23 protein-coding genes and 1 pseudogene are annotated in these 22,554 nt (G+C 37.9%); 1 reads left to right on the top strand and 23 read right to left on the bottom strand.

Features of this window, described 5'->3' with window-relative positions:
- Positions 1 to 25: 25 nt before the first annotated feature.
- From L950_RS00900 to L950_RS00820, 18 genes and pseudogenes are all read right to left on the bottom strand, one after another.
- Positions 26 to 643: a hypothetical protein gene (locus L950_RS00900; RefSeq protein WP_021191734.1), complete on the bottom strand. Its 618-nt coding sequence runs from the start codon at positions 641 to 643 to the stop codon at positions 26 to 28.
- A 38-nt stretch (positions 644 to 681) separates the two neighbouring features.
- Positions 682 to 1,260: a TetR/AcrR family transcriptional regulator gene (locus tag L950_RS00895; RefSeq protein WP_021191733.1), complete on the bottom strand. Its 579-nt coding sequence runs from the start codon at positions 1,258 to 1,260 to the stop codon at positions 682 to 684.
- 123 nt (positions 1,261 to 1,383) lie between these two features.
- On the bottom strand, positions 1,384 to 2,295 hold the full coding sequence (locus tag L950_RS00890) for a helix-turn-helix domain-containing protein (RefSeq protein WP_021191732.1): 912 nt from the start codon (positions 2,293 to 2,295) through the stop codon (positions 1,384 to 1,386).
- A gap of 80 nt (positions 2,296 to 2,375) precedes the next feature.
- Positions 2,376 to 3,182, bottom strand: a complete 807-nt coding sequence (locus tag L950_RS00885; RefSeq protein WP_031289290.1) for an SDR family oxidoreductase — start codon at positions 3,180 to 3,182, stop codon at positions 2,376 to 2,378.
- 189 nt (positions 3,183 to 3,371) lie between these two features.
- Complete coding sequence (locus L950_RS00880) at positions 3,372 to 4,025, bottom strand: hypothetical protein (protein WP_231576747.1); 654 nt, start codon at positions 4,023 to 4,025, stop codon at positions 3,372 to 3,374.
- Between the two features lie 81 nt (positions 4,026 to 4,106).
- Positions 4,107 to 4,754 (bottom strand): Crp/Fnr family transcriptional regulator, encoded by a 648-nt coding sequence (locus L950_RS00875; RefSeq protein ID WP_021191730.1) that lies wholly within the window; start codon positions 4,752 to 4,754, stop codon positions 4,107 to 4,109.
- Between the two features lie 167 nt (positions 4,755 to 4,921).
- Positions 4,922 to 5,803 (bottom strand): alpha/beta fold hydrolase, encoded by an 882-nt coding sequence (locus tag L950_RS00870; protein ID WP_031289288.1) that lies wholly within the window; start codon positions 5,801 to 5,803, stop codon positions 4,922 to 4,924.
- A gap of 120 nt (positions 5,804 to 5,923) precedes the next feature.
- A complete protein-coding gene (locus tag L950_RS00865; protein ID WP_021191727.1) occupies positions 5,924 to 6,334 on the bottom strand; it encodes a DUF4440 domain-containing protein in 411 nt (136 codons plus the stop codon).
- 43 nt (positions 6,335 to 6,377) lie between these two features.
- A complete protein-coding gene (locus L950_RS00860; protein ID WP_031289286.1) occupies positions 6,378 to 6,599 on the bottom strand; it encodes a tautomerase family protein in 222 nt (73 codons plus the stop codon).
- A gap of 985 nt (positions 6,600 to 7,584) precedes the next feature.
- On the bottom strand, positions 7,585 to 8,022 hold the full coding sequence (locus L950_RS31455) for a hypothetical protein (protein WP_231576746.1): 438 nt from the start codon (positions 8,020 to 8,022) through the stop codon (positions 7,585 to 7,587).
- A gap of 80 nt (positions 8,023 to 8,102) precedes the next feature.
- Positions 8,103 to 8,552, bottom strand: a complete 450-nt coding sequence (locus L950_RS31450; RefSeq protein ID WP_231576745.1) for a hypothetical protein — start codon at positions 8,550 to 8,552, stop codon at positions 8,103 to 8,105.
- A 7-nt stretch (positions 8,553 to 8,559) separates the two neighbouring features.
- Complete coding sequence (locus L950_RS00845) at positions 8,560 to 9,762, bottom strand: M20 family metallopeptidase (protein WP_031289285.1); 1,203 nt, start codon at positions 9,760 to 9,762, stop codon at positions 8,560 to 8,562.
- Positions 9,763 to 9,962: 200 nt separating this feature from the next.
- On the bottom strand, positions 9,963 to 11,222 hold the full coding sequence (locus L950_RS00840) for an SLC5 family protein (protein WP_021191722.1): 1,260 nt from the start codon (positions 11,220 to 11,222) through the stop codon (positions 9,963 to 9,965).
- Positions 11,219 to 11,359, bottom strand: coding sequence for a hypothetical protein (locus tag L950_RS31445; protein WP_021191721.1), 141 nt, complete (start codon positions 11,357 to 11,359; stop codon positions 11,219 to 11,221). Before L950_RS31445 ends, L950_RS00840 begins: the two co-directional genes overlap by 4 nt.
- Positions 11,340 to 12,728, bottom strand: coding sequence for a hypothetical protein (locus L950_RS00835; RefSeq protein ID WP_021191720.1), 1,389 nt, complete (start codon positions 12,726 to 12,728; stop codon positions 11,340 to 11,342). Before L950_RS00835 ends, L950_RS31445 begins: the two co-directional genes overlap by 20 nt.
- A 134-nt stretch (positions 12,729 to 12,862) precedes the next feature.
- Entirely contained in the window at positions 12,863 to 13,645 is a 783-nt protein-coding gene (locus L950_RS00830; RefSeq protein ID WP_021191719.1) for an SDR family NAD(P)-dependent oxidoreductase, read from the bottom strand.
- 10 nt (positions 13,646 to 13,655) lie between these two features.
- Positions 13,656 to 14,791, bottom strand: a pseudogene (gene dgoD / locus L950_RS00825) (galactonate dehydratase).
- A gap of 248 nt (positions 14,792 to 15,039) precedes the next feature.
- Positions 15,040 to 16,344, bottom strand: coding sequence for an aspartate aminotransferase family protein (locus L950_RS00820; RefSeq protein ID WP_021191718.1), 1,305 nt, complete (start codon positions 16,342 to 16,344; stop codon positions 15,040 to 15,042).
- 201 nt (positions 16,345 to 16,545) lie between these two features.
- Here L950_RS00820 and L950_RS00815 point away from each other — a divergent pair, with 201 nt between their 5' ends.
- Positions 16,546 to 17,361, top strand: a complete 816-nt coding sequence (locus L950_RS00815) for an SMP-30/gluconolactonase/LRE family protein (RefSeq protein ID WP_021191717.1) — start codon at positions 16,546 to 16,548, stop codon at positions 17,359 to 17,361.
- Positions 17,362 to 17,382: 21 nt separating this feature from the next.
- On the opposite strand, the gene L950_RS00810 is transcribed toward L950_RS00815, so the two are convergent.
- The 5 genes from L950_RS00810 to L950_RS00800 all read right to left on the bottom strand — a co-directional run bounded on the left by L950_RS00810 (position 17,383) and on the right by L950_RS00800 (position 22,544).
- Positions 17,383 to 17,871, bottom strand: coding sequence for a GntR family transcriptional regulator (locus L950_RS00810; RefSeq protein WP_231576744.1), 489 nt, complete (start codon positions 17,869 to 17,871; stop codon positions 17,383 to 17,385).
- The gene (locus tag L950_RS31440; protein WP_231576743.1) at positions 17,868 to 18,017 is read right to left on the bottom strand and encodes a GntR family transcriptional regulator; all 150 of its coding nucleotides are present in this window, start codon (positions 18,015 to 18,017) and stop codon (positions 17,868 to 17,870) included. Before L950_RS31440 ends, L950_RS00810 begins: the two co-directional genes overlap by 4 nt.
- A 109-nt stretch (positions 18,018 to 18,126) precedes the next feature.
- Positions 18,127 to 19,587, bottom strand: a complete 1,461-nt coding sequence (locus L950_RS31435; RefSeq protein ID WP_052764271.1) for a hypothetical protein — start codon at positions 19,585 to 19,587, stop codon at positions 18,127 to 18,129.
- Positions 19,584 to 20,804: a hypothetical protein gene (locus L950_RS31430; RefSeq protein ID WP_052764270.1), complete on the bottom strand. Its 1,221-nt coding sequence runs from the start codon at positions 20,802 to 20,804 to the stop codon at positions 19,584 to 19,586. Before L950_RS31430 ends, L950_RS31435 begins: the two co-directional genes overlap by 4 nt.
- A gap of 126 nt (positions 20,805 to 20,930) precedes the next feature.
- Positions 20,931 to 22,544 carry a RagB/SusD family nutrient uptake outer membrane protein gene (locus tag L950_RS00800; protein ID WP_197086159.1) on the bottom strand — a complete coding sequence of 538 codons (1,614 nt, stop codon included), beginning with the start codon at positions 22,542 to 22,544 and terminating at the stop codon, positions 20,931 to 20,933.
- Positions 22,545 to 22,554 lie beyond the last annotated feature (10 nt).

The raw sequence follows: 22,554 nt of genomic DNA, 5'->3' as shown, positions 1-22,554 counted from the left end.
TTGTTTCAGATATGAGTAAAAAAAATTATGCTTGTTTTATCACAGGATCACGCAGAATAGTCTGTAGGTGTTGTTGGCTCTGTCCTTGTTCAAAATTTGTTAGATGAATTTCATGATGCATCCCTGATTTTTTTAAACCTTCATCCGAAGCAAATTGCTGAAGCACGGGTAGTGTTTGCAGTTCTTCGGCAAAAGGACCTAAATGAAGAATCTGGACGCATGTTCCAGCGGTATAGTTAAAAAGTTCAAAATCCTCGACCATAAAGATATCTTTTCTATTGCGTGCTATTTCAACAATATTTTCCGCAGTAATATAATCTGTGATTCGAATAGCAATACGATAATGAAGTAAGCTTAGATCAAGAGTAGTATAGAAATTTCCAATATTTACATCTGCCCTCTCTTCTTCATCAAACCAGTAAAATATTTCCACTATACGGCTAGTAAATGAACAGGCTGTTAAATCATATTTGAGCTCTAATGCATGAACAAATTCTTTGATTGCCTGTTTTTTTTGATAAAAGACAGCGGTACCGGGACTTCCCTGTCCTCGAACTGAAACGTAGCTAGCCTGCCCTATTTCCACTATTTCAGGCTTTTCAGATGCCGTAAAATAAGTACTGTATTCTTTTGATATATTCATAATTGTAAAACAATTGTTTCAGATTAAAACAAATAAAATCATTGACTTATTTGTTTGATTAAAAATGTTGCCATATTTTTGATTCGTGTTTTGTCCTTATGGATAATAAATGATTCATGCCAACCGCTAAAATGATTTATAATATAATCCGTTAGCATTGCGGCATCTTGGTGTATCCTGATTTCTCCGCTATCAATTGCCTTTTTGACTAAGTTGTATAAAAGATTATAAGTAAAATCATTATCCGCTTTTATAACTTTCTGTACCTGCTCATCATGCGTAGCAACTTCAAAAGTTGTTTTAATCGCCAAACAGCTATTCGGATCATTTGTTATCGCATACACTGAAGATTGAATAAATTTTTCAATTGCCTTCAGCGGTGATTTGATAATTTCTAACTGCTTTACTGCAGCTTTCATTCTAGATTCTGTATAATGTTTAATACTTCTTACAAAAAGTTCGTGTTTGTCACCGATAGTATTATAAAGACTACTACTATTGATACCCATCGCTTCAGTTAGATCTCTCATCGTAGTACCATTATACCCTTTTTTCCAAAAGACATCCATTGCCTTGGATACTGCTAACTGCTCATCAAATTCAATATTTCTTGCCATAATAGATTACAAAGATAATTATTTTCTGAAACATTCATTTCAGAAATTGTCTAATTATTATCATTTTGACAATCTTAGATTTTCTATTCTGTAGCTTTTCTCTATTTTTCAGTATTTATACGCTCAATTCTGTAAGCTTTTCTTATATGCAGAAGGAGAATAAGTGGTTTTCTTTTTAAAAAGCTTATTGAAGGACTGTGGTTGTTCAAAACCTAAACGATAGGCAATTTCAGCTATGGTTAACGCGTCTTTTGCCAGATATTCTTTTGCTTTTTCTATCACTTTTTCATGGATAAATTGTTGCGTGTTTAATCCGATCAGGTTTCGCAACAGATCACTCAGGTAGCGCGGGCTAACATTCATTTTCTGTGCTATATCTTTAACTGATGGTAATCCTGTAATCACTGACCTGTCCTCATTAAAGTAGTCTTGCAACTGCAATTCTAATCGACTTAGAATATCATTGTTAATTACTTTTCTCGTCAGAAACTGACGATCATAGAAACGATTGGCATAATTGAGCAATAATTCAATCTGAGAAATAATAACATCTTGACTGAATTTATCAATACGTTCATTCAGTTCATCTTGTATAAATGAATAAATGTCAAGAATCGTTACCTTCTCTTTTTCAGATAGATATAATGCTTCAGCAGCTGCGTAGCTAAAATATCCATACTGTTTAATATTCGAATTTAGCGCATAGTGGGTTAATAAATCCGGATGAAAATGCAGGGTCATACCTTCATAATTAGCTTCTTCATCTTGCATCTTCAATAATTGTCCAGGAGCGATGAAAGACATACCTCCTTCTTCAAAATCGTAGTAGCCTTGACCGTACTTCAGTTTTCCAGAAAAACTGGTTTTGAATGAGATTTTATAAAAGTTCAGAATAATACCCTGTTCGAAATCCTTTGGATCAAACTGTGCATCACCATAGTTCATGATACTGACAAGAGGATGCGAAGGAACCGGTTGGCCCATGGCTTTATGTAACTGAGATAAAGAATTAAATACGACCGGCAGTTTTTTCATAAGACAAATTTAAGAAATTTATAAAAGTAAATCCTGTCCCAGTCCAAGGTATTGCTGAAACAGGAAAATACAGAACCTGTTTAAAATATGAACTGGGAACGGATCTTTTCGAACTGACCCTCAGGCGTTAAATCAAGTCGCTCGTTATAAAGTTGGATCGCATCATCCCCAGCAATATAGCGCATCTGATCCTTCTCATCAATCGCCGCCTCATAGATCACCTCAGCAACAGCTGTTGCTTTTGAGTAATTTGCAACCTGATCTTCACTATAGCCTTCACTTACTTTCGATATTAATTCACTATATGCAGTATGCATCGCACCATGCAAAGATCTTCCTGCAAAGTCGGTTTGCATGCCCCCCGGAGCAACTACTTTTACTTTAATTCCAAACTGCGCCAATTCATATGCCAATCCCTCTGAAAATCCGTCAACTGCAAATTTAGTAGCATTGTAAATGGAACAGGTAGGATATCCTAATAAACCAAACGTACTGGTCACATTAATAAATGTGCCTCTTTTTCTTTCTCTAAAAAACGTAACAAAGGCTTTTGTTACGTGAATTACACCACCTAAGTTCGTCTGGATCTGCGTCTGGATCTGCTCATCTGTAAAAGCTTCTAATGGGCCGATGAGCCCATATCCGGCATTGTTCAAGACCACATCAATTTCATGGATTTTCAAGACCTCTGAGATAGTTTTTTTAATTTTTACCAAATCCATAACGTCCAATTGCACGACAAATACATTCGGAAGTTCCGTTAATTCTTTTTCTTCTTCAGGTTTTCGCATCGTTGCAATTACCTTCCATCCATTCTTCTGAAATAATTTAGCAGCTGCTTTTCCTAATCCCGACGAAGCTCCCGTAATAAAAATTGTTTTTTGCATGGTCTTTTGTTTTAATTGTACCATACAAAATTGAACATTCCGTAATATCTTAAATGCGCCAAAAATCATAAATTGTTAGCCAAAATGACATCTTAGCATGTACGGTTTCATTTATGGGACATTTTATTTATCTGGAAGTAACTTTCAGATTCCTGAAAAATCCTTCAGTGCCTATATCGACAAAAAGCCCTAAAGATCCGGATTGATCAGCACCCATTTTAGATCGCTTACAATTAAGTATGGTTGCTTCGAGCCATTAATAAATAATTTGGCTTGATTACCATTTACCTCAATCTTTAGTTTTATCCATTTATCAAGCGCTATTGGCGCATAAGATTCATATTGTCCCGGAGCGGTTGCTCTGGAATGTGTGAACTTAAAATTAGGATAAGAAAAATACTGAATGGTGCGGTTTCTTCTCAGCTGGTCGTCTGCTGTACTATTGGTAGGGCGTACGTAAATGCTTTCAAATTTTGAATCATCTTTATTGATACGGAAAGCAAGACCTATGAAACCTCTGGCGTGTGCTGGTGCATCAGGAAGCAAACGTGACAGCACATCCACCTCGATCACGCCATTTTTAAAATTGAAATCATTGATCTTAACATAAGTTGCTTCATCATCTTCTTTGACTGCGGCAGACTTCACTACCCGTACAGCTTTTTTACCGTTAATTTGTGTAATCGACATTGACGTCTGTACAGCAGTTAAACGATCCTCATCTAGCTTAATCTGCTGTGCCGTAGCTTTAGTCATCGAAAATACTGTAAAAACTAATATAAGCACAAATACCATGCGCTTAACAATAGGAGTTTTAATCTGCTGTGTTCTATTCTTTATCATATTTGAAACGTTGTTTTCGTTACGACAATGCATTAAGACACAAAATTAAATAGTTCTTACGGATACTACCCATAAACTAGTTTAAGAAATAATCTGAAACGAACTCAGATCTAATATGAAAAGATGACTATTTACCAACACTTTTTTTCGGATCTTACTTAGAAATTCCGAAGTAATCCCTAAATAAGAAGCAATCTGTGTATTGGGTAAACGATTGATCAGATGTGGATATTGCTTTAAGAACGCCTCATAGCGGTCATCGGCTGTAGAGCTAATATTTTGTAATATCCGATTTTGGTAATCGATCAATTTCCGCTCGGTAATGATTCTAAAATTACGGTCGAATTTATGGTAATTGATATATAAGTAAAGCAGATCTTCATGCTTTATCTGGAGGACAGTTGAAGGTTCAATCGCTTCAATATACAATTTGCTGGGTGATTGGTCGTAAAAACTTTGAAAATCCGTTATCCAATCATCCTCAGCTGCAAACTGAAGATTATGCTCCCGGAAATTGGAATCAACGGCAAACATCCGAAAACATCCAGACACAACAAAAGAATAGTGCTGACAGACCTCACCCTCCTGTAATAAATATTGCTTACGCTTGATTACCCTCGATGTAAAAAGTCTTTCAATTTCTTCTTGTTCAGTATTATTAAGATGAAAAAATTGCTTAAAATGATCTATCAATCTAACAAATAGCTGTTCTGTATGTGGCTGTTCCAATTAATTCGCATTTAGTATACGTAAATATATCATTTCTAGATGAACAACCTCCAGCATATTGCACTTACAATCATCTATCTGCTATATATTTTTTGATAGTATAGTTCAAAGTCCTTGTAGACTGCATCTTTGACGAATCAATAATTTACCAAAATCTCTTTCGGTATTTATTGATTCATAAAAGGGACCATACTTTCCCACACTGCAGGAAAATTGGCAATAAATGCCGGGTGCGGTGCATTGGGTATAATACTTAACTGCGCATGTGGAATCATGTGGTACGCATCTATCACGGTATGTAGTGGTGCGTTCTGATCTTTCTCCCCTGCCATAATCAAAACCGGACAGGAAATTTTCTCAAAAACATGTCTTCCAATAGCTAAACCATTATAATAACGATTGACACTTTTTAGCCATTGCTCCGTTTCCTTAGGCTCTGGCCTCAAAGCCAATTGCTGTTTCCAGAATTGCGTGTCCATAGCAGAAAGGCTTTCGAGGGTCATATCAAATGATCTGAATCCCGCCTTCCATTCTCCAGCACCAATCGCAATAAGCTTACTAATTTTTTCAGGATAATGCTTAGCAAAAAAATATCCGGTGTATGCTCCATCACTAAACCCCAGAACCATCACTTTATCTGTGGTTAATGCCTGAATTACAGCAGCGACATCTTTCGCTTTCTGCTCATAACTAGGGATAACCGAGCCTGTTTCGGACTTACCATGGCCACGTGTAGCAATAACGATAACCTGATAATTGCGCGATAAACTATCGATAAACTGACCCATTTCAAGTGCAGATCCAACAATCCCTCCATGTAAAACAACAATGGGTTTACCTTTTCCATAGATCTCATAATAAATTTTAGCGTCGCCAGATGGTACATAATGTCCCGCCACAGCATTATTTCCGTAGGGAATCTGACTACTTGTACCTTCACCTTGCATAAAATAACGCATATCGTGTGCAACTTGTGCAAAGGATGATGTAAGAAAGCACAGCGAAATGCAAGCTGTCAGAATAATATACCGAAGAAATTTTCTATTCATTTTAGTTTAATTGCAGATACTTTAATATTATTAAAACATGACCAATCTTTACCACAGGTAATGGTTTATCTGCCAGGTTTAAATTTTCGGCCGCACCTGTTTGGTATAGAACAATTGCCTTCATCCTTCCGAACTATATGGTGAAGCTAGGGCTGTTATTGAAAACATAACGGAATATTTTCCAGCTACTTCTTTTTTTCGCAACACAAATAAATCACGGGTCTGTTTGATCACAGCATCATTGGTAACACTTTCTTTCTTACTGGTTTTTGCTGTCGCCGATACAAATGCAAAATTTTCTTCCACCTCAATTTTTTCAATGGTGTATTCAATCTTAAAATCAGTTTTCCTTAGAAAATTTGATGATTTTTCGCGAGATAAATCTAGTTTCGTTAATGTTTTAAATCCTTCGGGCATAAATAGCCCCTCTTCAGCATAGAAGGCTGCTATTGATGTTGTCTGTGCGCCATTTATTGCAAGGGCATATCCCTTTAATACTTCGGCGATTTGGTTTTCTACTTGGTTTTTCATAGCGGATATATTTATATTTAAACTCTAATAATACCGGATAGGATTAATATCCGGGTTTTTTGTAAAGATCATCTAGATGCGGAATTATCTCTTTGTTATAAACCTCCTGCATCCATTTATCTTCAGATACTTCATCAATTCTAATTGATACAGCAGCCTCTGGTTTACCTGTAACATTCATGATTACTTTTGTAATCTCTGCAGCAAGTTTTACTTTTTGTTCCTCCGAATCGGCAGGGTACATTTTAACAACTACGTGTGGCATATATATTTTCTTTTAAAGTTTTAATAAAATCATTTATCATCTGCACGAGTAATATCGAAGCATATGATACGGGCTCATCAGTTATCCCTTGATCTTCTTCTACAAAGAAGAGAACAAAAAAGAACATGCACCCATAAACTAGTTTAAGAAATAACCTTAAACTAGTTCAAGAAGTTTTGTGCATTCTTCAATCATTGCCTTGATACTTTTGGAGTATATCTATAAAAGCTTATTTCTCATAAGCGACGAATCATCGCCTATTCTTGTTATAGCCGGGATAAATTATTTAATCGAGTAGTGACATCCCATTTAAATAAATATGAGATACAGTCAACATTAAAATCAATATATTTAGCACTTTAATATACAAATCGATAATTACGCATGAAGCCTGATCTTCTTTTAGACGCTATTACAAAGCATGTCAAGCTTACAAAGGACGAAGAAAAATAGTTGTTTCTCTTTTGAAAGACAAAAAAGTAAAAAAGAAACAATACCTGTTACAGGAAAAAGAAATACAGAAATATGGCTTTTTCGTGCTCAGCGGATGTCTTCGAAGTTATTCTATCGCTAAATTGCTCGAATCTCGAAAACTAAAATTGAAATTGAAAATGAGCCTACTATATCCGTACAAAATTTTAAAACTAACGTCGAAAACGACCATACTCAAAGTGAAGACAAATCACTTACGATTAATGATAGAAAGATGATATTCAAAGAGATTATCGAAGCTTCAGATAAATCAATGCTATTGGCAGACAAAAGTATCCGAAAACGAGTACTAATCGTTCTTACAGGAATGACGATTATCAAAAAAGTTAGTGAAAAAACTCAAAGTCGCAATCCAAAACAAATATAAAGTTGATGAGAATAGATTAAAAGCAATAGCTCTTGAAAGATTGGAACATAACTGGACAATACCTCCTATGTTGAAGGATTAGTATTTTAAATATATTGAATAGTTATTAATTAAAAATTAGTGTTCTCAATAAAGCGAAACCGTTTTGCCCTTATCTAACTTGCTCTTATAGGCAGCATCAATAAAAGCGCTAATTTCCAATGTCTCCCGAAAATCAAAAGGAGCGCTGCCCGTCTCAAAAAAATGAACAATATTTTTGAGTAAGGGGGCATAACCTTCAAATTTACCTAATGTTACAATCTCCTTCTGCGTAAATACTTTTCCTCCAAAATCTTGGGCTCCTTCACGAATAGCCCTTAAACTTCCGTAGCGACCTCCTTTCCATCGCCCAATAATTAAATCTGAATCTTGACCGATATAAGAGGTTACTTCCTCACAACCCACACCCATGATCGCAAAGAGCATCTCTACACCATGTATGCCATACCAATAGAGATCTTTATGAGAAGGTTCAATTGGAGCCGGACTATAAACCTCTGCCCCTGTTACCATGCTCTTATCCAAATCTTTTATGCCAGAAAGATAGCGTAATGAACTGCTTGAAAAACATGGAACACCTTCTTTTTTTGCTAATTCAAATATCTTTAAGCTATCCTGATACGAATTCGCGATAGGTTTATCAATAAAAGGGTTTTTCGGGAACGAATAATCTGTGTGGCCTGATGAAGATGCATATTTCCATCATTTGTCTCCAAGAGAACATAGTCGACCATAGTCAGAAGCGCTTCGATGGTATCGACAATCAAAACATCGTATTGCTGTATTTCTAATATATTTTTTGGTATACGTTCTTTGTTTAAAGGAATGGTCATATTCCCATAGGGATAAGCAGCAATAACCTGATAGCCAAGATATTCATCTGAAAATCGTGATTCAAACAGTGTTTTCGTGAAAGCTAGCGCATGCGAAGTATCTAAGCCAATGATCCCCACTTTTTTGACTTTTCTATCACTTTTTAAGTTTTTCCATGAAATTAGCGTCATCCCTAGGGGAACTAATCCTTTGACAAATCCTCTCCGATTAATCTGTAACATATGATATTTATTTACGAATAGCACCCAGTAAATCCAATCCTGCATAAAGCATGCTCCCCATCGCATGATGAAAGGATTCTTCATCGACATCAAATGTCGAAGTATGCAGCGCGGAACAACGATGCTTATCTACGTTTGCAATACCAATTAAATAAAAGACTGATGGAAACTGATGGGTGTAATAAGCAAAATCTTCGGCTGCCATCCACCTTTCTACTTCCTGAAAATGGGATTCACCGACATAGTCTAAAAAAACACTTTTCAGTTGTTGCGCAAGTTTAAAATTGTTAACGAGAAAAGGATATCCTCTTCTTACTTCAAGCTCAACTTTTGCACCCAATGTTTCTGGTAATTCTCTAATTACTTTTTCGATCTGAACCAGTGCACGCTCCCTCCAGTCCTCATCAAAAGTTCTAAAAGTACCTTCCATATATATTTCTGCAGGAATCACATTTGCTGCACCATTTGCAATGACCTTACCAAAAGAAAGTACGGATGGTACGGATGGATTGGCTGTACGACTGACAATCTGCTGTAAAGCAGTGAGGAGCTGTGCGCCAATAATCACCGGATCTATCGCCAAATGAGGTTCTGCACCATGCCCCCCCCGTCCTATTATACGAAGATAAAATTCATCACTAGAGGCCATAAAACTTCCAGCACGAAGTCCGATTACACCACTATTCAATCGTGGAGAAACATGCAACCCGATCATGGCCAAGACTTCTTTATCAGGGAAATTCAATTTACCTGAACGAAGAACTGCTACTGCACCTCCAGGGATCTTCTCCTCTGCTGGTTGAAACAGAAGCACACAGGTGCCGCTAAATTGAGATTGAAGTGATTTTAAAATTTGAGCAACTCCCAATAGATTTGCAGTATGAAAATCATGTCCGCAAGCATGCATCACTCCTTCATTTTGAGAGCGGTATGTAACGTCGTTTTCCTCATTGATAGGCAATGCATCCATATCTGCCCTAAAGATCACCACCTGATCAGATACCCCTGCATAGCCTTCAATACAAACTAATATTCCTGTGGTTGCTACTTCCTCAAAAGTTAGTTCCATGGCCTTTAACTGCTCCTTGATATAAGCGGAAGTATTAAATTCCTGAAAAGAAAGTTCCGGATATTGATGGAGATGTCTACGGTGCCGTATTACATCAGGCAGCACCTTGGCTACATATTGTTTTATATATAATTTATCCATGAGACCAAATTCAAATAAAATCGTTACCAATCATTAAAAGTAACGAACGTAAAAATATAGAACGATAACGGTAATTAATAACCACCAATAAAAGGGGTTTCGGACGCCTTTATTATGCTTACGTTCTGATTCAGGCAATTTTAAGCTTTCTTTATCCCATATTAATCCCTTCAAATCCATTTCGGCTGCTGGCTTAGTAACTAAACTAACCAGGAAACAAGCAACATACAAGTCCAAAAAACAATTCCTGTACGATTAAAGAAAGGCATTTCTGGTAAAAAGAATTCTAAGATAAGCGAGAGCGGTATCGATATAAACCCAGCTGTAAGTGCTCCTGCCGAAGTGGTCCGTTTCCAAAAAATTCCCATCAAAAACATGGTTGCAATACCGGGTGTAAACAAACCATAAAGGTTCATGAGGTATAAAAAAATTGGTTTGTCTGAGTAACTGATCAATAAAATAGAACTCATAATCCCGATCATGATAATAATAACACCAGACCTTTTGCCAAAACTTACAGCTTGTTCATCGGACGCTTTTTTATTAAAATACTCCAGATAAATATCCATGGTAAGAATTGTTGTACAGGAATTAATTGCTCCCGAAATATGCGACATGATCGCAGATATTAATCCTGCCATTACCAGACCAATCAATCCTTTAGGGAGCAACTGTTCGACTAAAGTAGCAAACAAAAGGTCTGGTTGATCCAAATGTGGCAAAAATAAAGGTGCAACCAGAGCTGGAATGGTAATAATCAAAGGCACCAAAAACTTAAGATAATTACCAAAAATAACCCCCATACGTCCATGCCATTCATTTTTCGCTGCTAAGACACGTTGCACAATAAATTGATTTGTGGCACAATAAAAAACACTGATACACAACAAACCACCTAAATACATCGTCCAAGGGAAATCGGGATCATCTGCTGGATAAAACATCTTCCAATCTCGACTTGAATCAATAACAGACTGTACGCCTCCAGCTTCTTTTATCGTAGCAAAAGTAAGCACAACACCTCCTACAACAAGTACAACCAGTTGCACCATCTCTGTCCAGATCACAGCGCGCAAACCACCTGTAATGGTATATATTCCGGTCAATATTGCGAGACCAAATACACTATACATAATTGGGATATCGAACAAGGCGTGCAATGAAAGTGCTCCTAAAAAAAGAACCGCTCCAATTTCCACGAAAATATAAGTAAACAGGATCAGCACAGCATAAACTGCTCTCGTAGCTTTGCCAAATCGCTTCTGCAGATATTCGGGTATGGTGTAAAAGCCATTTCGGAGATAAAAGGGTAAGAAAACCCATAATAGTGCATTAAATCCAATAAGAATAGCTCCCCACTCTAAAGTAATCGCCACAAAACCTCTGCTATAGGCTGCTCCCATAGCTCCGACTAAATGATGGCTGCTGATATTTGCGGCTATAATACTCCCTCCAATCATCCACCATGCAACTTGTCTCCCGCTAAAAAGTAATCTCTCTTAGTCTTGGCATTAAAACGGGAGGCATATAAACCTAATAATAAAATGGCTAATATGTAGATAACAAATATCGATATGTCAATAAGTTCTAATTTCATAAAGTAAGCTTTTGAATGGCTTGGGTGATGTGTTGAATAACTTTTTCAAGCTTCCTGCCGCATATGGTGTTTGCCAAACAGCATACAGATCTTTTTCATAGAGATCCGCCGGAGGTAAATATCCAACATATCCATTTGCGATATTTATAAATGCAATATTTTGATCTGGAAACGTTTTTCGCAGTTGCTCCTGAGCAACAGAATACATTTCATTTGCCTGTGCTATTACCAGAGCATTGCCAAGTTGCCATATCCAAATGGGTATATCAACAGTTTTATGATCGCCAATACCTCGACGGGTATTGATCTTTCTCCATAATCTATCTTTCATAACCCGATCGTCACATAATTCGTATTCTAGCATCAAATCTGCTACCGCAGGAAGTTCTTTGTAAGCTACTGTAACCCGTAATATATGAGCTGTCATCCGGTTGTCTTGCTTCTTTTCTTGTAGACCCCACAATGCTAAAGGTGCTCCTGAAATCAATGCTCCTTTAAAAACTAAACTGCTGTTATTTTTAGGAATAGATTCTATTGTGGAAATAACGGCATATCCAAGTTGTCGACCGTGCCTATCCACTACAGCGGGATCGGAAACATATTGTTCTTTTGGAGCTAAGTCGCCTGAAGCACCTTGTAAAAATAAACATGAACATTTCGTATAGCCTTCTACCACTTCGCGCATAGCACCGATATAATCTGGAGATAACATGGTGTTCTCATGCGCGAAGGTTGTAGGATGACAGGCATAATTAACCACAGTTGCAATATACGTTTCATGCTCATCTCGCACCACCCCAACTAACAAAGTATCATCAGCCATCTGCATTGGATTGTATCCGATAAGATATGTGCCATGGTCATCATAATCCCGCTTAGAGGCTAAATTACAAGATCCATATCCCCAAGTTAGAGTTCCGCTTTGTTTCTGTTGCATTCCCTCTTCAATAAGTCCAACAGCTGTTTCCGCTAAAAAATTGAGATAAGGTACAATTAAATCGCCGCCAGGTTTATCGCTGTCAGTGGAACAGATACTTGGTCCTGCGTGTGTATGGGAAAGGCAGATGAGCAGTTGCTCTTCTCGAAGGTTAAATTTATGAAGGATATAATTTCGCAGATTTTGTTCGTCGGTACTATTCTTCCACCACCCAAGGTCGGCCGTGATCCATACGAGAACATCCTGATCTCCACCTTCAATAAGCAGACATTGCATCATCAAAGGTTTGTGAATACTTTTCGCTAAATCGTGCTTTGCGGCTCCCCAATTTCGCGCATAAATAGCTAAAGGAGGCGTGATATCAGTAGCGGTTGCAGCAAATAACCCTGAAAAGGTATCATTTGGTTGTGTTTCGGTTCGCTTAGTAGTCATTATCAAGGTTTATTTCGGTTTAATTGGTCATCATTGATAGATTCTATTTTTCAAATAGTTATTTTCAATAATTGCAGATTCGGATATTGCCATCATTTTCAATCCCATCTGATAATTAGCGGTACTTATCGATTTTAAGTTTTCCGCATCAGAGAAAGCCCCCCGTCCATTAAAATTGTACTCCCCGTCAGATGTCGATTTTCCGGAAGACACATCCAGCAGATCTGCTTTGCTACTTCCTCTGATTCAATAAGTGCCTGAACGGGTACATGATTTTGAGCTTCGGCAGCAAGCTGTGGATCTTGTCTCCATACTTCTTTACTTACTCCAGCATTAACATAACCTGGAGCGATTTCATTGACACGGATGCCTTTTCCGGCATAGGTCAGAGCCATAGTTTGACATAACATTCTTACTGCAGCTTTTGAAACCGAATAAGCGGGTATATTTTCGTGAACAGCATGGGCGGCCCAGCTTCCTAAAAATACAACATTCCCCTTTATCCCTAATTTCACAAAAGATTTACAAGCACTATTTGCCATAAAAAACGAACCGTTCAAATTCACCTGGATTTCATTTTGCCATTCTTCAGTTGTAATCTGTTCTAAATTTTTTAAGGTTACTGTTGCAGCGTTGACAATTGCAACGTCGATATGTCCCCATCTATTCTCAATATCCTGTATCCACCTCTCGACCGCTGATCCATCACCGACATTAACCTGTTGATAGTGATAATCTATATTTTGATCATCTAACACCGTAAGTTTGCTTAATGCGGCTTCTGGCGATCGCACATCTGCGATCGCTATTTTCGCTCCATGTTTACCAAATTCATGTGCTACAGCTAGTGCGATATCGCCCAAACCTCCGGAAATCAAAACCGCTTTATCTTTAAAACTATTTTCCCAAATGCTCATGTTGTTATTATTACCAATCGCCTACACTGCCATCTTTGTAAAATGTACGCTGTAGATGTTCTTGTTTAAATGGATGTTTTTTTACTTCTTCCTCATTAATTTCTATCCCTAATCCCGGCCGGGTATTTGGAAGCACAATACGCCCCTCTTTTTGTACTGTAAAGCCTTCCGAAACAACGTCAGAACGCCATTCCACATCATTATGTACACTTTCGCAAATAATATAAGAAGGAGTTGCGAAACCGAGTTCAAGTGATGCTGCTGTACTGACAGGCCCTTGGGGATTATGCGGAGCCATGGAAACGCGGTAAGCTTCGGCCAATGCTGCAATACGGCGCGCTTCTGTAAGACCGCCACAATGGGTAATGTCTGGCTGAATAACACTTACTGCTCTTTTTCCAGTAATTCCCGGAAAGCATGTACACCGACCAAACGTTCTCCCGAAGCGATCGGCGTCGTAACTGCACGTTGAATCAATGCAATATCATCCATGGTTTCTGGCCAGCAGGGTTCTTCAAAGAAATAAAGTCCGTAGGGTTCCAGTGCCTTAGCAAACATCAACCCCATTCTAGGACTGGGGCGAGCATGACAGTCGACCATGATGTCAATATGATCACCTACAGCTTCACGCATAGCACGCACACAGGCCTCTGCATATTTAATTGGCTGTAAACCTTCTAGCGACATGGTCTCGGGCACTGCCATTGATTTGAATGCCGTAAATCCTTCTTCGACGGCCTGCTGCGCGAGCTCCCCAAATCTTTTAGCATCTCCAGGTGCAGTTTCATAGAAATCTTCCATTTTCCCGCCCCCAAGGTGGCAATACAAACGCACATGATCGCGTACACGGCCACCCCAGAGTTCATGACACGGTACTTGATGAATTTTACCTAAAATATCCCAAAGTGCAATATCGATACCACTGATGGCCGTTCCTCTGACAATACCGTTGCCATGCCAGAAATGTTGTCGATACATCATCTGCCAGAGATGCTCTATGCGTCTAGGATCTTCGCCAACAAGCAACTGCGAGATATCTTCAATCGCTCCTACAACACTTTTTGTATGCCATTCAAGCGTAGCTTCTCCCCATCCCCATAATCCCGGCTGATCGGTGACAACTTTCACAAAAATCCAATTCCTCATCCGTGCATGACACACATAAGTTTCGATAGCTGTAATTTTCATTCGTTTATAATTATATCGTGTTAGTCTATTTTCATCATATACAGTAATAACTCACTCCTAATTCATGAGCTCAAAACAGGCTCTTTAAGTTACAGGTATTCGTATAAATCTTCGGTAGTGATAAAAAACTTCTTGTGCATAATTTCTACTTTTTGAAAAAGATATGCTGTTGAAGGTTCTGGTTTATAGCTTTTATAATTGATCAATTACTTTTTTGTTTTATCCAATGTCTCTGCTATATCTGCAATAGAATGTGCATAGGATATACTTCCTTGTTTAATCGCTGCAGGGAAATTAAAAATCCCATTTTCAATCAACTTTTTACGATACGTTACATCAAACTGAAAATCGTGATGTGTCAAAATATCATGAAAATCTACAGGCGCATGATCCATAAAATAAGCACAGAATGCGGATCCTTGACGAGCAACATAATGTGTGATACCTTTCGTTGTAAAGATATCCCGCAACCCTTCTTCCATCATTTTACCTAAAGATTCAACATGCCCGTAAACATCGCAAATGGGATCAGCTAGTTTCTTCAAAGTAGCTATTGCCGCCGCTGTGGTCAATGGAAATGCATTGAACGTTCCCGCAATAAGGACTCTTTCTTTCTTTTCGGGATGTACAAAATAATCCATATACTTCTTCTTTCCTGCAATCACGCCTAAAGGATAACCGTTGGCAACCGCTTTTCCAAAAGTTGAAAGGTCCGGCTGTATACCACACAGAGATTGATAACCTCCCAAAGCGTGTCTAAAACCGGTCTTTACTTCATCGAATACAAGTAAGAATCCATTCTCATCTGCCAATTTACGTAAACCTTCTAAATATCCAACTGTAGGTTTTACAATTCCAATGTTCTGTAAAATAGGCTCGAGAATGATACAGGCTATTTCGTATCTTTTAATTAAATAAGCAATAGATGCTAAATCATTATAATTAACAATATGTACAAGTGAGCTGTGAGATTTAGGAACACCGGCAGATGAAGAATCAAAGGGATATTCACCAGGAGAAACACGAGCTCCGATATCTTCCAATGTACTGATGACATTACAAGAAACATCGTTATGCCAGCCATTGTATCCGCCCTGCATAACAATAATATGATCGCGTTTTGTTGCCGCACGTGCTATTCTTATGGCATGATAAGTCGCTTCAGAGCCTGTTGTTGTAATCTGAATACAATCTACGGTTGGTACACTTTTACAAAATAAAGAAGCAAACTCACCTTCAAGAGTGGTTGGTCCAGCTCCCATTAAAATGGAATTATCCTGTAAAACAGCCGTCACTGCCTGATTAATATCCGGATCATTATGTCCTAAAAAAGAAGCTGCAAATCCCGCCTGATAATCGATATACTCATTACCATCTAAGTCGCGAACACGACTTCCTTTCCCGCTCTTAAAGCAGATATTTGGCTCGGATTTTCTATTCAAGGAAACCACTCCTCCGGGTATCCATTTTTCATTTTCCAGTAATAAACTGTTAGATTTAGATCTGATCATATTGAATGTAAATTTTATAATTCCTGTTTACTTAAACAAAACAATTAACCAACATATAACAGGCAGAAGATTTTAATCTCCAAGAGCAGACACTAGGTTGTAATGGAAATTAATGTTACTATAATGTTTATAATTGATCGCTTATTATGTATACTAAATTACACTAAAAATGTATACATTTAAAATATATTTTGAATTTTTATGAAAATAAATGCAAATCATTCCATTTTACTCGAAGACCTCCAGTTTCCTGAAGGCCCTGCTTTTGATAAAAAAGGAACATTATGGTTCGTGGAACAGCTTAATGGCAGTATTAGTGAATATAATAACGGAATACTAACACGCCATTTGGTAGGTGGTCGACCGAATGGAATAGCTATAGACCAAACAGATTTAATATGGTTCTGTGATTCGCTAAACAATGAAATCAGAACGTACAACCCCGCAACAAGCACGGTTAACACCATTGTATCGCACATAGACGGGATGGCACTTAATCTACCTAATGACCTTGCGTTTGACGAGTTAGAAAATCTGGTATTCACGTGTTCAGGTGAACAATTACATCTGGGAGATGGCTATTGCTGTGCTCGCAACAGAATGGGAAAACTTGTCAAAATAGAAACCATTCGTTTTTATCCCAACGGCTTAGCTTTCAGCAAAGACGGACGAAACTTATACTTATCAGAAACTGGAACGCAACGTATTTGGAGGGGAAATTGGGATAGTAAATCCTTAACTTGGAATAATTCAGAAGTCTTTACGGAGACCGGAGGACCTGTAGGACCAGACGGAATGGCATTTGATGAATTAGGCCGACTTTACGTAGCGGTATTTGGTTCTTCATCGATTCATGTATACGACCAAAAAGGAAATATAGATCAGAAAATTAAACTTTCGGGTGCGAATCCAACAAACTGTGCATTTGACCCAATTAACAAATTAGGGCTTATTATAACGGAAGCAGAAAAGGGGCAATTATTAAGTTATAAAACTGATTTAAAAGGAATTGTATAAAAAAAAGAACTAAAGAGTCTATTAAAACTCAATAGACTCTTTTTCTCCCCGATCTAAATGTTCCAATAAGGTATCGATCGATTCCTTCAACTTTCCATTTTTCAAATAGTCAACTATTCTGCGATGTTCTACATCGGTTTGTTTGTAGTCGTCCATATGACTGAGTGCATTTCCTAGTTTGAGATGAAATAAAGGAATATTACTATTATGATAGATCTGCAATAAGCGCTCATTACCGGTCGCTTCAATTATTTTTTCATGAAATTTAACATCTGCTTCACATGCTCCGCCATAATATCCTTTCTCGACCATAGATGTAAAGTCTTCACAGATAAGCTCCAGCTCTTTAATCGTCTGTTTATTATTTTTGCTAAATAGAATTTTCAGAGCACCAACCTCTAATAATTCACGCAGTTCACGAATATCTTTGATATCATCAGCTGTCATTTTTTTCACAAAGCAACCTCCCTTTTCGCCATACTCCACCAATCGCTCACCCGACAATCTCATGAAGCTTCTCGAATAGCCACCCGACTAACGCTTAATTTTTCAGCCCACAGACTTTCTACTAATCTTGCTCCACCAACAAGTTGATTTGACAATATTTTCTTACGTATCTCCTGATACGCTTTATATGACAACGAGTCTTCCTTCATTTTGTATACAATTTTATTCAAAAATAAGAATACATCCGCTATATTACAGCATACTTTGGATATATTCTTACATGGCACTATAAAAATATAATAGTTGATAACATTTGCATTAATTAATACTCAAAACTGATTCTGATGCAACATAGGAGCGCCCTAGCTTGATGGTAAAATTTCCACCCGTAGTTCTAAAACTTAAAACATGTTTACCTGCATCGACGATCGTGTTAAAATTTACAGTTAAGTCTTTACTGCTTACATTCCAAAAACCTTCTTTCACTCCTGCAAAAATCACTTCTTTTTCCTCTCCTGCTGGAATCTGGAGATGAATAATTTCATCAAGAAGATTCTTTCCTTTTGACATATAGACAATCTTATCTGCTACATGAAGCAAATAATAGTTACTGAACTCTTCGTATGCTACCTTCAATGGTTGCGCATCCCCATCAACCATTTGAAATAAAGTTAAAAACTGATCTGCTTTATTACTTTGTTTAGGAGCATACATAATACGATAACCACTTGCTTCTGGCCATTTCGAATTCACTTCATATGCTGCGCCAAAAACATGACTGGACTCTTTTCCCCCCAATATCTCAAGGGTACGGTCTTCTTTTTTTGGCAATAACATATCAACATAGGTCTTCCCTACTTTACCTTTCAATTCACTTTTCAAGACCAACCTTCCTTGCTCTTCAATTGGCGCATTTAATGTATTAATTTGCCAATATTTTTTAAACGTTGCATCTTGTACCAGCATATCATCGGTCAGAATAATCGCAGCCGGCACATCCTTACGTTCCAGATTCAAAAAAAGAAAACCTCTAGAGTAGGACGTCATCTTTGCTGTATAAGCAGCTGTTAAATCCATGTTATAATAACTAAATCCTATTTTTTTAGCAACATCTCCTAATGCTGCTGACCGAACAAATCCAACATTGAACCAGGGATCTTTTTGCGTTTCTTCGGGAGTTTTCGGAAACCTTTGACTGAACCGTGTACCACCATCATTTGTCTTGGTTCTAAACAACAACTTCTCATTAGGATCCACTGCCATCATCATACTGTGAGATACAGAACGTTTATTAAAATTAAAGTCATAAGGGGATCCATAAGATAGGTACAAACCCAAATCACCAACTTGTATACCGCGATAATAAATCTGCAACGCACCTGCATCAGCATGTTGATGATTACCGAAATGATAACCACCTCCTTTTATTTCAGCAACCACATCATCACTGCTAGGCTCTTGATTCCATCCCGTACGCACAACCATACTCCCTAAAACTGGGCCAAAGTCTTTAACAAGCGGAAGGGTAGTCTGATCATACTCAGGCTTTACATCGGGATCGTTCAACAGTAAAAACAGAATGGGATTATTAGGCAACCCTCCTTGTTTATAAAATTCACCTTTAATAATCCTATTTCCGGAAAAAGCATAACACAATAACATCGTCTGCGGGTTTTTCCAATAGAATTCATCGCTCGCCGAATATTTTACATTAAACATATCTCCATCTCGAAGCATTTTTCCATCTGGTGTACGCATATAGAGCCAATAGTCACTCATATTTTTATATTATCATCAAAAACAGAATAACCCAACATACGGTAATATAACCACACGGCATGCATTTCCCATCCAAACCGATATCCTCCATAATCAACACCTTGATTATGACGTGGTGATTGATATTCAAATTTGCGCATCGGTACCAATTGCTCTAAAATAGTATATGAGATATACTTATAAGGTTCTGGATCTTCATCATATATAGCTAAACTCCAAGACAACATATCTCGACATATCTGCGCTTCATTGCCATGCCCATTGATGATACTTTCCAGACCATAAAAAGGTGGCCACCCAATTTCCATATCGCGCACCAACCGTTTAAAGTCTAATCTTAATGCAGTTTTGGTCTGTGTATCGATTAAAGGGTAACACCAATCATAGACTAATGCCCCTGTATAGATCGCCCTTCCCAATTCTCTGGTTATATCTCCATGTGTCACATTTCCAAATTCCAATACAGAGAGATATTTTGTCACTAAATCAACGGCTTCTCTACCAACAGAGACATCTTGGGTCATTAAATAATAGAATGCTTTCTGCTCGATAACCTGTTCCAATTTTTCATCATAAAAAACTTCTTTGCTGCGATCAAATTCCAAAGGATACGGTTTTAGGGAAGCTGCTTTCACAGCTTCCCAGGCAACCTTATTCTCTGCAGCTAACAATCTACTTTTCACTATAGGCAGACTCTCTTTATTAACCCATAATCGCGGTCTTTCGGCACTTGGAACTATCTTAGGTTTATACTGCTCCGCAGCCAATGGTGCAACAGGTGAAACATATGGCCTTATTGCAATCGTACTTACCAATACTTGAGCAGGAAGCCAGATCTTTAATTTTTGTTTCTTTTCGGTGATTTCAAATTTACCCAGCACCTGCTTACCGGCATTATAACGATCATAGACAATACGTTTTGTTAGTCGAGCAGCTCCAATTTGAAAATAAGCATAAGCGGTTAACAATCCTGTTGTATCCTGTTTCTTCAATAATTCCATATTTACGGGCAGCGACTCCGTTTCCAGTACATATATTCCCGGCTGGTCAACTTGAATGTCAACTTCTACATCCGCCATACCTTTTTGATAAATATTATGTCCGGCTGCATTTAAGCACACACCAAGCTGACCTTCAACTTTACGTACGACAGTTGTCGTCTTATTTACTTTCCCGTATTGCAACAAGATAACCGAACCCGCTTTTTCTTGCCCCAATGAAAACAAACTAGATAAAATCAGGGAAACTATTAAAATAAACCTATTAAACATCTTCTTATAAAATCACTAATAAATTAAAACTTCTGATCTGCATCTATCGTGCAAATATCTGGGCAGTAATACTTATTCCCAACCCGGATTTTGAGTTAAAGCAGGATTGACATCCCTCTCTGATTGCGGTATTGGCCATAAATAATAATGATCGGGGAAACCTCTTTGTCTGATTTTAACTCCTGTAAATTCTGTCATCCATACACCATCAACGACACCTTTAGCGATCTTCCATCTTCGGATATCAGAATAACGCTGCCCCTCTCCACACAACTCAATCATACGCTCATGTCGAATTTTTTCGCGCATTTGCTCTTTATTTAATCCTTTTGAAAGAGCGGGCATATTTGCACGGTTACGAACAGCATCAACTGCGTCGTAGACGCTCTGATCAGCTCCAGCACTTTCATTTTGAGCTTCAGCATACATCAACATCACATCTGCCAAGCGTATGAGCGGAAAGTTTTGAGGCATATTGTCTTGTAATACATATACCGAACCTGTTTCTACAAATTTTCGCCAAGCATAACTACCAGCTGTCCAAACAGGCACATAAGCCTGAGGATCAGAAGTCACCACAGGAAATTTATATAAATATTCCACCCCACCTTTACCGACAAAGGTTGACCACGGTAAAACTACAGACTTCTGTAAACGGGGATCTCTGTTTTCAAAGAGCTTTCTCACTGAAGATTCATCTGTCCAATCGGCAGGATTGTCAGGATTAAAAGTCGTTCCCTGTGCATTCCTAAAATTCTTAAAGTCAAATGGAGTACCATCTTTCATTTCATAAGCATTTATTAATGCAGGTGTTGGGCGTGTACGCTGAGAACCAGAAGTCGCCCCCCTGGCATTACCGTAGTTTCTATCGGTTGCTAAACCATTTCCCTGCTCGGCAATATACTGTACATCAAAGATAACTTCACTATTATTATTTCCAGCTACACGAAATAAGTTATGGTAGTCACTTACTAATGTTCTATCACTTTTTTGCATCAACTCTTTAAAATCTGCTGCGGCTTTTTCATACTCTTTAGCCCACAGATGCGCCTTTCCACGCATCGCTAATGCTGCCCATTTTGTAATACGCCCTTTGCTTGACTGACCATAACTTGCTGGTAAAAGCTGATAGGCATCTGTCATATCCTTAACAATAAAATCATAAACTTCCTTTTCACTATTTCGTGCTTTGTATGATTCATCTACATTCATAGGATAATCGTAAAGAGGTACAGCCCCAAAATAATCCCATAACTTGAAATAGAAATAACTCCTAAAGAACTTCGACTCTCCTAGCGTACGATTTTTAGTTTCTTCGCTCATCTGGATGCCCGGTATATTTTTCAGTGCCGTATTAGCACGATAGATCCCTTTAAAAAAGATACCCCATGAAGTCGAGTAAAATGATGCATTTGCAGGAAACACTCCGGTTGTCAAACCGGTAGCGAATGACTGATAAGAGATATCAGTAAAATCATCCATCATTCCATACATAACGATGCTATTTGTAAACTCACGATTGGCGTGATAAATAGCATCAACACCCATTACCGCGTCTTTTTCTGATTTCCAGAAATTGCCTTCTGATAAACCTACTAATGAATTTCGATCCAGAAAATCATCACAAGAACTAAGAAAACAGATAGACAATGAGGCTAATATTATTTTGCTAATTTTTTTAATCATGACTTTTCTA

This window comes from Sphingobacterium sp. IITKGP-BTPF85, from assembly GCF_001006065.1.
Taxonomy (GTDB): domain Bacteria; phylum Bacteroidota; class Bacteroidia; order Sphingobacteriales; family Sphingobacteriaceae; genus Sphingobacterium; species Sphingobacterium anhuiense.
This window is presented reverse-complemented; position numbering and strand designations above follow the sequence as displayed.

Excerpts from the sequence above, each read along its gene's own strand:
- L950_RS00900 (WP_021191734.1), bottom strand. The coding sequence starts at position 643 with ATGAATATATCAAAAGAATACAGTACTTATTTTACGGCATCTGAAAAG.
- L950_RS00895 (WP_021191733.1), bottom strand. The coding sequence starts at position 1,260 with ATGGCAAGAAATATTGAATTTGATGAGCAGTTAGCAGTATCCAAGGCA.
- L950_RS00890 (WP_021191732.1), bottom strand. The coding sequence starts at position 2,295 with ATGAAAAAACTGCCGGTCGTATTTAATTCTTTATCTCAGTTACATAAA.
- L950_RS00885 (WP_031289290.1), bottom strand. The coding sequence starts at position 3,182 with ATGCAAAAAACAATTTTTATTACGGGAGCTTCGTCGGGATTAGGAAAA.
- L950_RS00880 (WP_231576747.1), bottom strand. The coding sequence starts at position 4,025 with ATGATAAAGAATAGAACACAGCAGATTAAAACTCCTATTGTTAAGCGC.
- L950_RS00870 (WP_031289288.1), bottom strand. The coding sequence starts at position 5,803 with ATGAATAGAAAATTTCTTCGGTATATTATTCTGACAGCTTGCATTTCG.
- L950_RS00865 (WP_021191727.1), bottom strand. The coding sequence starts at position 6,334 with ATGAAAAACCAAGTAGAAAACCAAATCGCCGAAGTATTAAAGGGATAT.
- L950_RS00860 (WP_031289286.1), bottom strand. The coding sequence starts at position 6,599 with ATGCCACACGTAGTTGTTAAAATGTACCCTGCCGATTCGGAGGAACAA.
- L950_RS31450 (WP_231576745.1), bottom strand. The coding sequence starts at position 8,552 with ATGTTACAGATTAATCGGAGAGGATTTGTCAAAGGATTAGTTCCCCTA.
- L950_RS00845 (WP_031289285.1), bottom strand. The coding sequence starts at position 9,762 with ATGGATAAATTATATATAAAACAATATGTAGCCAAGGTGCTGCCTGAT.
- L950_RS00840 (WP_021191722.1), bottom strand. The coding sequence starts at position 11,222 with ATGATTGGAGGGAGTATTATAGCCGCAAATATCAGCAGCCATCATTTA.
- L950_RS31445 (WP_021191721.1), bottom strand. The coding sequence starts at position 11,359 with ATGAAATTAGAACTTATTGACATATCGATATTTGTTATCTACATATTA.
- L950_RS00835 (WP_021191720.1), bottom strand. The coding sequence starts at position 12,728 with ATGACTACTAAGCGAACCGAAACACAACCAAATGATACCTTTTCAGGG.
- L950_RS00830 (WP_021191719.1), bottom strand. The coding sequence starts at position 13,645 with ATGAGCATTTGGGAAAATAGTTTTAAAGATAAAGCGGTTTTGATTTCC.
- L950_RS00820 (WP_021191718.1), bottom strand. The coding sequence starts at position 16,344 with ATGATCAGATCTAAATCTAACAGTTTATTACTGGAAAATGAAAAATGG.
- L950_RS00815 (WP_021191717.1), top strand. The coding sequence starts at position 16,546 with ATGAAAATAAATGCAAATCATTCCATTTTACTCGAAGACCTCCAGTTT.
- L950_RS00810 (WP_231576744.1), bottom strand. The coding sequence starts at position 17,871 with ATGAGATTGTCGGGTGAGCGATTGGTGGAGTATGGCGAAAAGGGAGGT.
- L950_RS31440 (WP_231576743.1), bottom strand. The coding sequence starts at position 18,017 with ATGAAGGAAGACTCGTTGTCATATAAAGCGTATCAGGAGATACGTAAG.
- L950_RS31435 (WP_052764271.1), bottom strand. The coding sequence starts at position 19,587 with ATGAGTGACTATTGGCTCTATATGCGTACACCAGATGGAAAAATGCTT.
- L950_RS00800 (WP_197086159.1), bottom strand. The coding sequence starts at position 22,544 with ATGATTAAAAAAATTAGCAAAATAATATTAGCCTCATTGTCTATCTGT.